Origin of the sequence: Rhodococcus sp. LW-XY12, from assembly GCF_019317345.1 — a bacterium.
GTDB classification, from domain to species: domain Bacteria; phylum Actinomycetota; class Actinomycetes; order Mycobacteriales; family Mycobacteriaceae; genus Rhodococcus; species Rhodococcus pyridinivorans.
The window spans coordinates 4328968-4343907 of the sequence record NZ_CP079225.1 but is presented as its reverse complement, the minus strand read 5'-3'; the positions used below and the strand labels follow the sequence as shown (position 1 = coordinate 4343907).

Here is a 14940-nt window from a genome sequence, read left to right as displayed (position 1 = left end):
ACCGAACCCCGCCGGCGCCATCGGCGGGGTTTCGCCGTGCGGTATCCGGGGGCATCTGGTCCCTGTACCGCGTTTCCCGACGAGGAGGACCCGACATGGCGGCCAGCGTCTCCGACCGTTTCGATATCGACGCCACACCCGAGCAGGTGATGCGCGCCCTCGAGGATGTCGAGCGCATCCCCGAGTGGTCGTCGGCCCACAAGAGCGTCGAGGTGCTCACCCGGGACGACGACGGCCGGCCGCTCCGGATCCGCATGACCCTGTCGCTGCTCGGCTTCTCCGACACCCAGACCATCGAGCATTCGTGGACGGAGAGTTCGACGTCGTGGACTCTCGTCGAGAGCTCCATGCAGCGCAGCCAGGACGGCGAGTACGCACTCGAACCGACCGAGCGCGGCACGCGAGTGCACGTCACCATGTCGCTCGAACCGAAGGTCCCGGTTCCCGGCTTCGTGCTGAAGCGCGGGCAGAAGCATGCGGTCGAAGCGGTCCGGAAGGGGCTGACCGAGTTCGTCCTGTCCAATTACGCCTGACTCGCCGTCGACAGTTCCAGAGTGAACCGGGCTCCGCAGCCCGGTCCCTCACTGTGCGCGTGGATGCGACCATCGTGGGCTTCGACGAGTGCCCGCGCGATCGTCAGGCCGATGCCGCTGCCGCCGTGATTCCGGTCGCGGGCGGTGTCCGCGCGGTAGAACCGGTCGAAGAGGTGGTCGAGGTGATCGGGCGCGATGCCGGCGCCCGTGTCGGTCACGGTGATCTCCGTTCGGCCGCGGCCCAGGATGCGAGTGGCGACGGTGACGTTTCCTCCTGCCGGTGTGTGCCGTAGGGCGTTGTCCAGCAGGTTCGCCAGCACCTGTCCGAGCCGGTCGGGATCGACCGTCACCGGCGCAGATTCGACGACCTCGGCCTGCAACGTCACGCCTTTGCCGTCGTACTGCTCGCGCACCGCGTCGACCGCCGTGGCGACGAGGGTGCCGGTGGTAGTGGGCACCCGATGGATGCGGGTGAGGTGCTCTTCCGCCCGGGAGACCGCGGTGATGTCCTGTGCCAGGCGGTTCAGCCGGTGGGTGGCGGCTCGCAGAATCTGCCGGGTGTCGTCGTCGAGAGTGCGGACGCCGTCCTCGAGTGCTTCCAGATAGGAATCGAGTGTGGCGATGGGTGTGCGCATTTCGTGCCCGAGGTCGGCGAGCATTCTGCGCCTTGTGATTTCGGTGGCTTCGAGGCGTCGTGCCAGCTCGTTGAAACTGGTTGCCAGTTCGTCGAATTCGTGGCCGAGGTCGGGGCTGGGGACGCGGGTGTCGTAGCGACCTCCGGCGATCTGCGCGGTGGAGGTGGTCACCGTGTCGAGCGAACGCTGGATCCGTCGCGCGATGTACCAACTGACCGCCGAGGCCAACAGCACTGCGATCGCGACCGCCAGACCCCACGCGAGGACGATGGCCCAGGTGAAGGCTTCTTCGACGTGGGCGGCCTGGCTCGAATCGTGATCGATCCCCGCTTGTCCGAGATGGTCGTGGAAGATCCCGGGAGCGAGAGCGGACGCGACGAGCCATGCGCTGACGGCACATCCGACGACGACGGCGACGAGCGCGAGGAACAGGCGGGTGCCGAAACTCGTCGTGCTGGGGGAGCCGGACGTCATCGCCCTGTTCCCATCCGGTAGCCGACGCCGCGGACGGTGCGCACGAAACGTCCCTGGTTCGCGTCGTCGCCGAGTTTGCGACGCAGATGCCCGATGTGCACATCCACGAGGTGGTCGTCACCGACCCAATTCTGCCCCCAGACGGCCGCGATGAGCTGAGCACGGGTGAACACGACTCCCGGGTCCTGCGCCAGGGCAGCGAGGACGTCGAACTCGGTGCGGGTGAGTGCGACCGGCGTGCCGCGCACGGCGACCTCCCGTCCGTCGACGTCGAGGGACAGCTCCCCGAACGTCCGGGTCTGCCGACTCGCGGACGCTACGACCCGCGCGGTGGTCCGGGGACGACGCAGCATGGCCTGGATGCGGGCCATGAGTTCACGCGGGCTGAACGGCTTCGTCAGGTAGTCGTCTGCCCCGACGGACAGACCGATCAGGGTGTCGACTTCCTCTGTGCGCGCGGTGAGCATCACGACGTACGCGTCGGAGAAGGTTCGCAGCTGCCGGCACACCTCGACACCGTCGAGTCCGGGTAGGCCGAGGTCGAGCACCAGGATGTCGGGGTCGACCTGCCGCGCGAGGGTCACGGCCTCGGATCCGTCGCCGGTGATCGTCACGTCGAAGCCGTCGCGTTCGAGATACGAACCCACGAGCTTCGCCAACGACCCCTCGTCCTCGACGACCATGGCTCGCATCCGGGCGGTCGAGCTCGGGACGGGTGCGGATCCGCCGGAAGGTCCCGTCACACGGGCAGAAGAAGGCATGGGACCCATCATCGTCACCCGCAGAGGTGCTGACGATGCGCCCACAGATCTTGAGCAAATCTTCATGCGATCTCCATCGGATCCCGGGAGCACACCCGCGAGGGTGGACATCATGAACAAGAAGACTCTGGCTGCCGGTGCGATCGCGCTGGCGGTGACGTTCGCAGCGTCGGCGTGCAGTGATTCCGGTGGCGACGAAGCAACCACGGCGACCGCCACTTCGGTCCCGACATCCGCCGAGGCGAACTCCGCGCGGTTCGACCAGGACGATGTGATGTTCTCGCGCATGATGATCCCGCACCATGCGCAGGCCATCGAGATGAGCGACATGCTGCTGGCAAAGGACGGCATCCCGGAGCCGGTGAGGGCGCTGGCCGAGCAGATCAAGGCAGAGCAACAACCCGAGATCGAGCAGTTCGAGGCATGGCTCCAGGAATGGGGCATGCCCATGCACGGGGACGACGCTCCTGGAATGAACGGCCACATGTCCGGCATGCCACCTGTCTCGGACATGCCGGGTATGGACGACATGCCGCACATGGACGGGATGATGAGCGAGCAGGACATGCAGGCACTGTCCGACGCGCAGGGCGTCGACGCTGCCCGCCTGTTCCTGGAGCAGATGATCGTCCACCATGAGGGAGCGATCGAGATGGCGCAGGACGAGATCGAGGACGGGCAGTACCCCGCGACCGTCGAGCTGGCCCGCACCATCGTCGACACCCAGCAGAAGGAAATCGACACGATGCGTCAGTTGTTGACCACTCTGTAGCCGATCCGCGTCGCGGGTTCGTCCCGTCGGCCGAGTCAGGAGCTGTCGATGTCCCAGCAGGTGCACGAACACACGCACGAGCACGAGCACGCCGGTCACGATCGTCACGCGGGACACGGCGCCCACGGCGAGATGTTCCGACGACGGTTCTGGGTCAGTCTGATCCTGTCGGTGCCGGTCGTGGTCTTCAGCCACATGGTCGCCGAGCTCTTCGGCTACCACCTCCCGGATGTTCCGGGTACCGAGTGGATCCCACCGGTGCTGGGCACCGTCATCTTCTTCTATGGCGGCGTGCCGTTCCTGACCGGAGGCTGGGCCGAACTGCGTTCCCGCCGACCGGGGATGATGCTGCTGATCGCGATGGCCATCACGGTGGCCTTCGTCGCGTCGTGGGCCACGACTCTCGAGGTCGGCGGTTTCGACCTGGACTTCTGGTGGGAATTGGCGCTGCTGATCGTCATCATGCTGCTCGGTCACTGGCTCGAGATGCGGGCGCTGGGTTCGGCGTCCGGTGCACTCGAAGCACTGGCCGCGATGTTGCCGGACACCGCAGAGAAGGTCACCGACGATGGTGTCGTCGAGGTGCCGTTGCACGAAGTGTCCCTCGACGATGTGGTGCTCGTGCGTGCCGGAGCGCGCGTGCCCGCCGACGGCACCGTCATCGACGGGACCGCCGAGGTCGACGAGTCGATGGTCACCGGTGAATCCAAGACCGTCACCCGCGACGTCGGCGACACGGTGGTCGCGGGCACCGTCGCCACCGACAGCGCGCTCCGGGTGCGGATCACGGCGGTGGGAGAGGACACCGCGTTGGCCGGCATCCAGCGCATGGTCGCCGATGCCCAGGCGTCCTCGTCCCGCGCGCAAGCGCTGGCGGATCGCGCCGCGGCCTTCCTCTTCTATTTCGCCGCAATCTCGGGTGCTCTCACCTTTGTCGTGTGGACGTTGCTCGGCAATCTCGACGAAGCCGTGGTGCGTACCGTGACCGTCTTGGTCATCGCCTGTCCCCATGCGCTGGGTCTTGCGATCCCGCTGGTGATCGCGATCTCGACCGAGCGCGCAGCGCGCGCGGGTGTGCTCGTCAAGGATCGGTTGGCACTCGAACGCATGCGCACCGTCGACGCAGTGTTGTTCGACAAGACCGGCACCCTCACGCAGGGCAAGCATCAGGTCACCGGTGTCGTCGCGACGGCGGGAACGGACGAGGAGCATCTGCTCGCCCTGGCAGCTGCGGTCGAAGCCGACAGTGAGCACCCGGTCGCGCGAGCCATCGTCGCCGCCGCCGATGCCCGCGTGCCGTCGGCAGAGCGGATGGCGGTGACGGACTTCCGCTCGTTGCCCGGCCGCGGCGTGCGCGCACTGGTCGACGGTGTGGAGGTGACGATCGGCGGACCGTCCATGCTGTCGTCCCTGCAGTTGTCGGTGCCCGACGACGTCGCCGCAGTCACCGACGGGTGGGTGCGACGCGGTGCATCGGTGCTGCACGTTGCCTCCGACGGTCGGGTGCTCGGAGCCGTGGCGCTCGAGGACACCGTGCGCGACGAATCGCGGCAGGCCGTCGACGCCCTGCATGCGCGGGGCGTGAAGGTCGCGATGATCACCGGTGATGCCCAGCAGGTGGCCGACGCCGTGGCCGCCGATCTCGGCATCGACGAAGTGTTCGCGGAAGTGCTCCCGGAACACAAGGACGCGAAGGTCGCCGAATTGCAGAAGCGCGGGCACACCGTCGCAATGGTCGGCGACGGGGTCAACGACGCGCCTGCCCTCGCGCGAGCCGACGTCGGTATCGCGATCGGAGCGGGCACGGACGTCGCGATCGAGTCGGCCGGTGTCGTCCTCGCCGCGAACGATCCGCGAGCAGTGCTGTCGATCATCAAGCTCTCGCACGCGAGTTACCGCAAGATGTGGCAGAACCTGCTGTGGGCAACCGGATACAACGTCGTCGCCGTTCCGTTGGCGGCCGGTGTGCTGGCCTTCGCCGGTATCGCGATCTCGCCGGCCGTGGCCGCGGTGCTCATGTCGGCGTCGACGATCGTCGTCGCGCTCAACGCGCAGACGCTCAGGCGCCTCGATCTCGACCCCGGGCACGCTACCGACGGACGAGTTTCCCGATAACTTCTCTTTTGTTGACGCGCGCGAGCGACACTTCTGTGAGACGATCTCAATCGCATAACGTATCGGAGTCGCTACGGAGGACGCGGCATCGATATACGGGGTTGTCGACGTCCGAGTGCAGGGAGGTGCTCGAGCGTCGAAGCGTCTCGGGGAGGAGACACACTATGAGGGTTCTTCCGTCATGACCACAGTTCGTCACACGAACGACGATGCTGCACATGACCTTTCGCTTATCGACACCAGTACCGGCGCTCCGGCCGGTGCTCGGATGTCCACCAGATGGGGATGGCAGAAGTCCTACGTCAACACTCTGTTCGTCACCGACGCTCTGGTCGTCGTGCTGGCCATTGCGCTCGCGCATGTGATGCGGTTCGGGCAGGATTCGCTCGTCACCATGGACGGCGTCGGAACGCTGAGTTACACGCTGATCTCCGTTGCGTTCGGCGTCGCATGGATCGCTTTCCTGGCTCTTTTCCGTACCCGCTCCAGGCGGGTCATCGGCGCCGGCTTCGAGGAATATCAGCGCGTCGTTTCGGCGACGCTCAATCTTTTCGGCCTCGTTGCCATCGTGGCGCTCATCTTCCGGATGGAGCTTGCGCGCGGCTATCTCGCCATCGCTCTGCCCGTGGGTCTCGCGGGACTGCTGTTCTTCCGGTGGGTTTGGCGACGAGCTGTCGCACGTCGGCGCCGGAAGGGTGAGTTCACGACGTCGGTGCTGGTGGTGGGTGGCGCCCGCGCAGTTCGCCACATGGCCGGCACGTTCCAGCGCCGTAGCGGTGAGGGTTATCGCGTGGTGGGCGTGTGCGTGCCGCGGTATTCCGGTGTGCCGGGCGAGAGTATCGATGTGGACGGACGGAAGATCCCGATCCACGGCGACGAGAGCACCGTCGTCGAAGCGTTGCGTGCTTCGGGTGCCGACACCGTCGCGGTGACCGCCACCGAGACCCTCGGCCACGAGGGCATCCGCGACCTGCTGTGGCAGCTCGAGCCCGAGCGTGCGGATCTGGTGGTGGCGACCGGCGTCGTCGACGTCGCGGGTCCGCGCATCGAGATGCGCCCGGTGGCCGGATTGCCGCTGATCCATGTGGAGAAGCCGAGCTATCACGGTGCGAAGCGCAGCGGGAAGCGTCTGTTCGACCTCGCGTTCTCGCTCGCCGCGCTGCTGTGCCTGGCTCCGGTCTTCGCTGTCGTAACGCTGCTGATCAAGCTCGAGGACGGCGGCCCGATCTTCTACAGGGCCGAGCGCATCGGACTCGACGGAACTCCGTTCGGAATGATCAAGTTCCGCTCGATGGTGCAGAACGCCGACAAGCTGGTCGACCAATTGCTCGATCAGAACGAGGGCGCCGGCCTGCTCTTCAAGATGAAGGAGGACCCGCGCGTCACCCGAGTGGGCCGAGTCCTGCGTCGCTTCAGCCTCGACGAGTTACCGCAGTTCATCAACGTCGTGCGCGGCGAGATGAGCGTGGTGGGTCCGCGCCCGCCGCTGCGCCGTGAGGTGGAAAGCTACGACGGCCGGGTCAAGCGTCGCCTTCTGGTGCGTCCGGGTGTGACGGGCCTGTGGCAGGTCAGTGGCCGGTCGGATCTGTCGTGGGACGAGTCGGTGCGTCTGGACCTGTCGTACGTCGAGAACTGGTCCATGGTCTCCGACGTTCTGATCATCATGAAGACGGTGAAGGCGGTCGTCGCCAGCGAAGGCGCGTACTGATCTTCGGGCGAAACAGTCCTCGCCCCAAGATCAACTTCGCGGTAGTGTCTCAGGCTGTCGCCGTCCCCTGCACGGTGACATCGAACCCCGCCGGAAGGTTACTCGCATGGCCTTCCGGCGGGGCTTCTGTTGTCTGTGGGCACACTTGCGCTGGTCCGGGGAGGTCTACGCCTCGAGCGGCAGGGTGAATTCATCGGGTGATATCCGGCTCGTCAGGTTACGAAACACGAAGTTGGACCGTTGTCCAACTTGTGCAGTGGATTGTGTTCGTACTCCTCGGTTGGGCGGTCGTGTCGATCGCCGTGGCCGTGATCTTAGGGCGAATCATTCGGGTTCGTGACCAGCGCGAGGTCCCGCCACCGTTTCCCGAAGACGGTGATACGCGATGGGAGGACGCCGGTTGAGCCGGTGATAGCTGCCTCGACGGTCTTCAGGCATCCGGGGGCGTTTGCTAGGCGGGTTCGGCGGGAAGCCGACTGTCAACGAGATCTGCGCAGTTCGACGACTCCACCGATGTACAGGACGGTATTTCATGCCTGAGGAAGACGTACACACCACTAAGACCGATCAACTGAAGTTTCAGAATCCGACCACTCGCTACCCGTCCATCTCGCCTCCGAAGCAGGATCAGCCCGAGCCGGGACTCGACGCCGACATGGTGCCGAAGGCCGACATCGGCGAGTTCTCGTATCGAGGCACGGGCCGACTCGAAGGACGTAAGGCACTGATCACCGGTGGAGATTCGGGTATCGGCGCCGCTACGGCCATCGCGTTCGCGCGGGAGGGTGCCGACGTCGCGATCTCGTACCTGCCGGACGAGGAACCCGACGCCAAGAACGTCGCACGCATCATCACCGAGAGCGGTCGCAAGGCAGTCACGCTTCCCGGTGATCTGACGGATGCGTCGTTCTGCTCCGATGTCATCGACCAAGCGGTCGAACAGCTCGGCGGGCTGGACATCCTGGTCAACAATGCCGGCAAGCAGATTGCGGTCGAGGGGCTCGACGACCTGCCCGACGATCAGCTCGAGCAGACCTTCCAGGTGAACATCTTCGCGATGTTCCGCACCACGCGTGCGGCGTTGAAGCATCTGCAGCCGGGTTCGACGATCATCAACACCACGTCGATCGTGGCGTACCAGCCGTCGCCGGCGTTGATCGATTACTCGTCGACGAAGGCCGCGATCAACAACTTCACGAAGAACATGGCGACCCAGCTGGCGGAGAAGGGCATCCGCGTGAATGCGGTTGCGCCCGGACCGATCTGGACGCCCTTGCAGCCCTCGGACGGTCAGCCGAAGGAAGAGCTGCCCGAGTTCGGGCAGAACACTCCGCTCGGACGTGCAGGGCAGCCGACCGAGTTGGCGCCGGCCTATGTGTTCCTGGCATCGCCGGAATCGAGCTACGTGGTGGGAGCGACGATTCACGTCAACGGTGGGATGCCGTCGCCGTAGAACGAGCCGTAATGAACGAGTCGTGCGCGCCAGTGAATCTCCACTGGCGCGCACAATTCGTTCTGGAGTTTCAGACTGCGCTGGATACAGCGTGCCGGTGAGTGCTTCCCCGGGCTGCCGAGATCGGCACGACAGAAGCAACGTCGGCCGAGGTTTCCGCCAGCGCGGCGAGGATCTGCTCGGGACCGGCGCATGTGCTTGCGCACGTGATCCCTCGAGCGCGGAGCTTCTGAAGAGTGAGTGCTTCGGCGGCGGTGCAGTAGCCGTCGAGGATGTCCTCGGTGAGGATCGCGTAGTCCACTTCGCCTTCGAAGGCGGTGATGGTCTCGATCCCCGCGAGGTCGAGGCGCTCCTGCAGTTCTGTCCATCTGTCGAGTGCGACGGTGCTGGAAGGGGTGCCGAGGAAAAGTACCCGTGCCGGTCGGTCCGAAAGCGATGATGTCGTCACAGGCTGCTCCAGGGTGCGAGTAGGTCAGGTGAAACCGAATTGCCACTCCCGGTAGGGAGTTACACCTTCACCTGCGAAATGTGGTGTTTCACACTGTGTACAGGACCTGTTCACCCTCCGCTACCCGGGCAACTATCAGGAAACACGAATGTGACAGAAGTGGTTACGATTCCGCCCAGGCGTTGGGGACTTTCGTCCCGAAATTCTGGTCCAAACACGCGAAAGCGACTAATCCTCCTCGAAGCGTCGGGACCGGCGTTGGCTACGACCTACGGGGAGGCCCGAGCACGACCGCGCCCGGACCAATCCCGAGCGGTAGCGCAGCGAGAACCTCGACCACCGACCAAGCAGTGATCGCAGACGTGCGTCCACTCGACGCCGGGTCGATCGCGTTCTCGAACGTCAGCTCGTACCGGCCGAGCGGCGACTCCCACTCGACGACGTGGCGCGTGTTTGCAGCGGCGGGGTCGGCAACGACCACCACCTCTACCCGATCGAGCCCGAGCGTCGCGAGGGCGAGAGCCACCGACGAGTTCGAGGTTCGCGGAAAGGCCAGGGCGGCTTCTCGCGCCGATCCTCGGAAAACGGTGCGTTCTGCGTCCGGACGTTCTTCGATGCCGAGCGCACTCGGTCGTTTGATCGTGGTGTGGGTGAGGCGTGCATCGCGGCTTCCTGCACGTGTCGCTGCGGCCAGAACATCGAAGCCGCCGATAGCGCCCGTCGGGAGCAATACACGTCCTGGTCCGGAGCCGAACGGTTCCACATCGAAGCCGCGCTCGGCGAAGACGCCGCACGAGCAGACGATGATGTCCTTCCCGCGTTTCACCACCTCAGGTAGCAGCGTCCGAGCGGCGTCGACCGTGGCAGCTTCGACCACAATGTCAGCAGCGTCGAACGCAGCAGCGGCTTCCTCAGGGCTGCTTCGTGAGTTCAACACGGCCGTGAGGCTTACGTCCGGCACCGAGCCGGCGTGCAGAGCGTCGATCACCGTCTGTCCGATCGCGCCGGTCCCAACCACGCACACTGCTATCGGATGACGCTGGATCTTCTCGGGTGCCAGTTGCCTCACATCCTCCGCGGCATACCGCCGCTCGTCTCCACGAAATACGGGCTCATGGTACCGAGAGAAGGGATCGGCGATGTCCGATTCGCAACATGTTTGGGACGCCTTTCGGAAAGCGCGGTTCTGATGATCGGGTAGCGGTCGGACGGGCATCGGATAGCGGCATCTGCCCGTCCGACCGCTGGGCCGCTATGGCGTTGCCGTGGCGAGGTGCCGTCTCATGTTCGGGCCGTCGAGGGCGATGATCTCGGCGCCGGCGACGATCCGGTTGAGGATCGATTCGGCGATGACCGCGTCTTGGAGCGACTTGTACCAATCTGGCGGATCGAACTGCGAGGTCACCAGCGTCGAGCCCCGCCCTTCCCGAGCGGCAAGGATGTTGAGCAGCTCCGCCGCGGTGTGCGGAGCCACCGGCGTGGTCAGGAAGTCATCGAGAACCAGCAGGTCGCAGTTGTGCAGATCAGTGAGGAAGTCCAGCCTGCGCTGCGAGGTCGGCTCCAGCACGGCGAGCCGGTTGGCCAGGTCGTCGAGCCGGAAGAACCTCGCGGTGTAGTACTTTCGGCACGCGGCATTGAGCAGCGCCTGGGCGAGGTAGGTCTTGCCCACGCTGGACTGGCCGAGCACGACGAGATTGCGGGTGGCGTCGATCCATTGACAGCTGGAAAGTCGTGCGATTAGCTCGCGGTTGACGTTGCGGTCAGGCAGGTAGCGGATCTCTTCTACGCAAGCATCAGGGTTTGGCGATCTGGAGGCCTTGAGTAGTTTCTGGGTCCGGCGTTCCTGCCTGGCCGTGATCTCTTTGTCCAGGGCGTGGAAGATCTTCTCCGAGAAGGTCCACTCGTCGCAGGCGGGATCGTTGGCCAAGTCGATGACGGTCTGGCCGAACGCGGTCATCCGCAACTGGGTGAACAGTGGCATGTCGGCGTCGGTGAGATGACGATCAGTCACTGCAGCTCCTCCCGCCCCGCGGTGCCGCTGCTCGGGCCTCCGGTGAGGACGGCGAGGCTGAACTGCTCCGGCCCGGCCAGATGCGCCCCGGTGGTATCTCGCCGATCCGGCGGTACCGCTACAGGCGTTGCGGTCGCCGGCGTCGTCGCTGCGGTCGTGGTGGTGGGTCGAGCGGCGGCCTGGGCCCTCAGGGCCGCCAGCTGCTGCTTGACGGCGGTGTAGCTGATCGCCCGGCGTGAGGTCTCGGAGACCAGCTGCCCGCAGGCCCGCTCGAGCAGCATCTTGTTGTCCCCGCGGGCCAGGGCGAGGATGTTCTGGCACGAGCGGTAGCCCTGAGCCTCGATCCGCTGGCGATCCAGGACCTCACTGATCGCGGCCACGGTGTGCGGTCCGATCTTGTGGGCCTGGCGCACGAAATACGCCCGCGACCACAGGTCCGATGACTGCAGATGCTGCGCGGGAACATGGTCAGGGTCGGTCACGAAGGCGTGCCGCCTACCGGAGACGGCGTGGGAGGCGATGACCTCCCCGCCAGCCATGACAGTGAGCGTGGGGCCGGTGATCTTCACATCGACGTGCTGGCCAGCGAAGGTGTAGGGCACCGAGTACTTCACCGTGGCGATCTCCACGTGGTAATCCCTGTTGACCTTGGACTTCTTCCAGATGACTGGCTGCCAGCGGGCCTCGGGAAGGTCGAACAGTTCCGACTGCTCGTGCTCGGTGAACAGCTCCCGGCGGCTGGTCTTCTGGCCGCGGAACGGGGTCCGGTCGTTGATCGCCTCGACCTCGGCGGCGATCGCCTCGTTCGCATCATCCAGGCTAGCGAACCGCCGATCGGCCAGCCGTCCGATCACCCAGTTCGTCACCACCTTCACCCCAGCCTCGACGTGCCCCTTGTCTGTCGGGCGCACCGGCCGAGTGGGCACGGCAGCGGTCTGGTGATACTCGAGGAAGTCACGGTACTCACGGTTGACCTCGCGGGCCCGGTCACCGCGGGCGATCTGGTTCGACGCCGTCGAGGCGTTGTCCGGGACGATCACCTGCGCCGCGCCGCCGAAGTACTCGAACGCCTGCAAGTGCGCGTCGAGCCAGTTCGGCATCTTCTCGTCCAGGCAGCCGCAGGCGAAGACCATCCCCGAGTACGGCAGCGATGCCACGAACACCGACACTGTGGTCTTGGTGCCGGTGACGGGATCGAAGATGGCCATCTTCGTGCCCGCCCAGTCGACCTGCATCGTGTGCCCGGGCACGTGCGTGATCCGCATCGTCAGCTCGTTGACCTCGACGTACTCGCCGATGATCTGGCAGAACCGCTGGTAGCTGTAGTGCCGCTGCCCCGGCGTGCCGTCAGTGTCGAGGTAGTTGGCCCACAGCACCCGCAGCGGCAGCTTCTTCTTGCCCGTGCGCTTCTTCACGGCAGCCGCCACGTCGAAGGCGACGAACTCCTTCGACGGCGTCTTGCGCCCATCGGCGAACAAGACGTCGATCTCCTCGACGCTGAGCGCCTCGACCTGGCTCGTGGCGGTCAACCCGTGCTCGTGGCAGACCTTCTTCGCCTTCGCGACCGTGCGATGCGAGCAACCCGCGATCGCCTCGATGTCCCGGTAGGACCTGTCCTGCAGCAGTAGCGACATCACCAATCGGTAATCAGTCACCCGTGCCTCCTGTTCGGATCCACGCGCAGCCTGGTTGCCACGCGTAGAACCGACACGAGCACACGAGGACCGGCACCGCTATCCGATGCTCATACTCGCGCTACCCGATCATCAGAACCCTGCTATCCGAAGCACGTCCCTAACACGCAACACCGCAGTGTCTCGCGCAGAACCGCCCAATGAATCGGAATATGTTGCTATGAGGGCAACTACGGCGCCGATGCACCGCCAACGGCGGCAAGCGCGCTCACGCTGCCAAGGGCATCGTCTCCCGGGGCGGAGGGGTAATCCTGTGCGACGCCACTTGGCGGCATGGGCATCGCACTGCACGTCCGAGTTCGTCGTCGGGTAACCAGCCATATTCGTCGCACCGACCGCATCGTGGCGGGAGTTTCGGGCGGGGTGGTTGCAGCGACTGCCAGATTGGGATCCATGCTGCTGCGGAGCGAGCTGGGTCCCACGGTCGATGACGTTCGAGCGCGGCACGGACGAGAGCATCTACGCCGTGAGTGTCAATCGATTGCTCGACGAGGGTGCACTTCGCCGGCGTCAGGGTGTCGAACCGTGCAGATAGGCCAGCCCGGCGGCACGCCGTGGCCAATCGGTCGATGGGAGATGGCTGCTGCTCGCGTGTTGCATCGAAGGTGCGATTTGTCGGGTGGGGGAGTGCCGCAGGTTCATTTGTTGGTTCAAGGACGGTTCGGGTGACCGGGGTGTCACCCCGCTCGGTCGTTCTTGTCACCCCGTGGCGCTTCGTCTTGTCACCTCGTTCAGAGCTGCGGGGTGACGACGTGCCACCCCGCTTCATCGACAGGTTGTAGAGAACTGGGCGACGGTCTTCGCGAGGGATTGTCGCTGCAATTCGCTCTTGATCGCCTTTTGAGATGAGGCCGAGAGCGGCGAGCGCCTTCAGACAACGCTGTACCTGACGCTCGCTGATGCGGGCGTACCCCGCGAGCTTCCGCACGGATGGATACGCATCCGCGCCATGTCGGGACGCGTGATTGGCGAGACCGAGGAGTACCACTGTCAGGGCCGACGCCGAGGGCATGCCGGGAGGAGTAGGGGACGGAATTTCGGCGCGTTCGAGCGCCCAGGTGATCGCTTCGATGAGTAGTGCCCCATAGAGTGGTGTAACTCGGTGGCCGAGATCGTCTGCGATTCCGTGTTGTGCACGGGTGTAGAGCGGCCACCGTGTGATCCTTCGAGTCAACCTTCTACCGAATCCTCGAACGGAGTCATCACGATGACCGCACCTCATATTGTCGACCCTGCAGGCCTGCTTGGCCAAGCCCTCGCCGACGCGTCGCCGGATCTGATGCGCGAGCTACTGCAGACCATGATCAACGCATTGCTCTCCGCCGATGCCGACGCCGTGTGCGGCGCCGAGTGGAACGCCCGCTCGGAACAGCGCACCAACCACCGCAACGGCTACCGCCACCGGCCCCTGGATACCCGGGTCGGCACCGTCGACGTCGCCGTCCCGAAGCTGCGCTCGGGCAGCTACTTCCCCGAGTGGCTGCTCGAGCGCCGCAAGCGAGCCGAGTCCGCGCTGATCACCGTCGTAGCCGACTGCTATCTGGCCGGGGTGTCTACCCGCCGGATGGACAAGCTGGTCAAGACCCTGGGTATCGACTCGCTGTCCAAGTCGCAGGTCTCACGCATGGCCCAGGACCTGGACGAGCAGGTCGCCGCGTTCCGGCACCGCCGCCTGGACGAGGCCGGGCCGTTCACCTTCGTCACCGCCGATGCGTTGACGATCAAGGTCCGCGAGAACAAGCAGGTCGTCAAGGCTTCCGTGCTGCTGGCCACCGGCGTCAACGGCGACGGCCACCGCGAGGTGCTGGGCATACAGGTCGCCACCAGTGAGACCACGGCCTCGTGGAACACCTTCTTCGCCGACCTGGTTGCCCGCGGCCTGGGCGGGGTGCGGCTGGTGACCTCCGATGCCCACGCCGGGCTCATCGAGGCGATCGCGGCGAACCTGCCCGGCGCCGCGTGGCAACGCTGCCGCACCCACTACTCGGCGAACCTCATGGCCGTGTGCCCCAAGTCCATGTGGCCGGCCGTGAAGGCGATGCTGCACAGCGTCTACGACCAGCCCACCGCGGAGGCGGTCAACGCGCAATTCGACCGGCTGCTGGAGTACGCCGAGCACCGGCTGCCCGAGGTCGCCGACCACCTCGGCGACGCCCGCGAAGACCTGCTCGCCTTCACCGCATTTCCCGACGACGTGTGGCGACAGATCTGGTCCAACAACCCCATATCGGTTAACCGGCCCTCCCACGACACGATCACGGTTGCAGCGTGAGGTCCTGAGCCGACGACCGGTTGAGGCGCATGCTGGCGGTGTCGGCTCCGATCGAAAGGCGGCG

12 protein-coding genes and 1 pseudogene are annotated in these 14940 nt (G+C 65.5%); 6 read left to right on the top strand and 7 right to left on the bottom strand.

Features of this window, described 5'->3' with window-relative positions; all coding sequences use genetic code 11:
• The first annotated feature begins 95 nt into the window (after positions 1-95).
• On the top strand, positions 96-533 hold the full coding sequence (locus tag KXC42_RS19855; RefSeq protein ID WP_219129453.1) for an SRPBCC family protein: 438 nt from the start codon (positions 96-98) through the stop codon (positions 531-533).
• Here the strand turns inward: KXC42_RS19855 and KXC42_RS19850 are convergent.
• Both KXC42_RS19850 and KXC42_RS19845 read right to left on the bottom strand, forming a co-directional pair.
• The gene (locus KXC42_RS19850) at positions 524-1642 is read right to left on the bottom strand and encodes a cell wall metabolism sensor histidine kinase WalK (RefSeq protein ID WP_219129452.1); all 1119 of its coding nucleotides are present in this window, start codon (positions 1640-1642) and stop codon (positions 524-526) included. The two genes, KXC42_RS19855 and KXC42_RS19850, sit on opposite strands and share 10 nt — an antisense overlap.
• Positions 1639-2325 carry a response regulator transcription factor gene (locus KXC42_RS19845; protein WP_064257529.1) on the bottom strand — a complete coding sequence of 229 codons (687 nt, stop codon included), beginning with the start codon at positions 2323-2325 and terminating at the stop codon, positions 1639-1641. The genes KXC42_RS19850 and KXC42_RS19845 overlap by 4 nt, the downstream gene beginning before the upstream one ends.
• Positions 2326-2515: 190 nt before the next feature.
• Here KXC42_RS19845 and KXC42_RS19840 point away from each other — a divergent pair, with 190 nt between their 5' ends.
• The 4 genes from KXC42_RS19840 to KXC42_RS19825 all read left to right on the top strand — a co-directional run bounded on the left by KXC42_RS19840 (position 2516) and on the right by KXC42_RS19825 (position 8451).
• Positions 2516-3175, top strand: coding sequence for a DUF305 domain-containing protein (locus KXC42_RS19840; RefSeq protein WP_219129451.1), 660 nt, complete (start codon positions 2516-2518; stop codon positions 3173-3175).
• 48 nt (positions 3176-3223) lie between these two features.
• Entirely contained in the window at positions 3224-5290 is a 2067-nt protein-coding gene (locus KXC42_RS19835) for a heavy metal translocating P-type ATPase (protein ID WP_219129450.1), read from the top strand.
• A 268-nt stretch (positions 5291-5558) separates the two neighbouring features.
• Positions 5559-6998: a sugar transferase gene (locus KXC42_RS19830; protein WP_219129449.1), complete on the top strand. Its 1440-nt coding sequence runs from the start codon at positions 5559-5561 to the stop codon at positions 6996-6998.
• 532 nt (positions 6999-7530) lie between these two features.
• Positions 7531-8451 carry an SDR family oxidoreductase gene (locus KXC42_RS19825; protein WP_219129448.1) on the top strand — a complete coding sequence of 307 codons (921 nt, stop codon included), beginning with the start codon at positions 7531-7533 and terminating at the stop codon, positions 8449-8451.
• A 70-nt stretch (positions 8452-8521) separates the two neighbouring features.
• Here KXC42_RS19825 and KXC42_RS19820 read toward each other — a convergent pair whose 3' ends face one another.
• From KXC42_RS19820 to KXC42_RS27805, 5 genes are all read right to left on the bottom strand, one after another.
• Entirely contained in the window at positions 8522-8899 is a 378-nt protein-coding gene (locus KXC42_RS19820) for a hypothetical protein (protein ID WP_257605885.1), read from the bottom strand.
• A 262-nt stretch (positions 8900-9161) separates the two neighbouring features.
• The gene (locus KXC42_RS19815) at positions 9162-9917 is read right to left on the bottom strand and encodes an aspartate dehydrogenase domain-containing protein (RefSeq protein WP_257606195.1); all 756 of its coding nucleotides are present in this window, start codon (positions 9915-9917) and stop codon (positions 9162-9164) included.
• A 234-nt stretch (positions 9918-10151) separates the two neighbouring features.
• Positions 10152-10910 carry an ATP-binding protein gene (locus KXC42_RS19810; protein ID WP_007633699.1) on the bottom strand — a complete coding sequence of 253 codons (759 nt, stop codon included), beginning with the start codon at positions 10908-10910 and terminating at the stop codon, positions 10152-10154.
• A complete protein-coding gene (gene istA, locus KXC42_RS19805; RefSeq protein WP_257605819.1) occupies positions 10907-12565 on the bottom strand; it encodes an IS21 family transposase in 1659 nt (552 codons plus the stop codon). Before istA ends, KXC42_RS19810 begins: the two co-directional genes overlap by 4 nt.
• A gap of 247 nt (positions 12566-12812) precedes the next feature.
• The gene (locus KXC42_RS27805) at positions 12813-13616 is read right to left on the bottom strand and encodes a helix-turn-helix domain-containing protein (protein ID WP_373922166.1); all 804 of its coding nucleotides are present in this window, start codon (positions 13614-13616) and stop codon (positions 12813-12815) included.
• A gap of 195 nt (positions 13617-13811) precedes the next feature.
• Here KXC42_RS27805 and KXC42_RS19800 point away from each other — a divergent pair.
• Positions 13812-14828, top strand: a pseudogene (locus tag KXC42_RS19800) (IS256 family transposase); the annotation flags it as partial.
• Between the last annotated feature and the right edge of the window lie 112 nt (positions 14829-14940).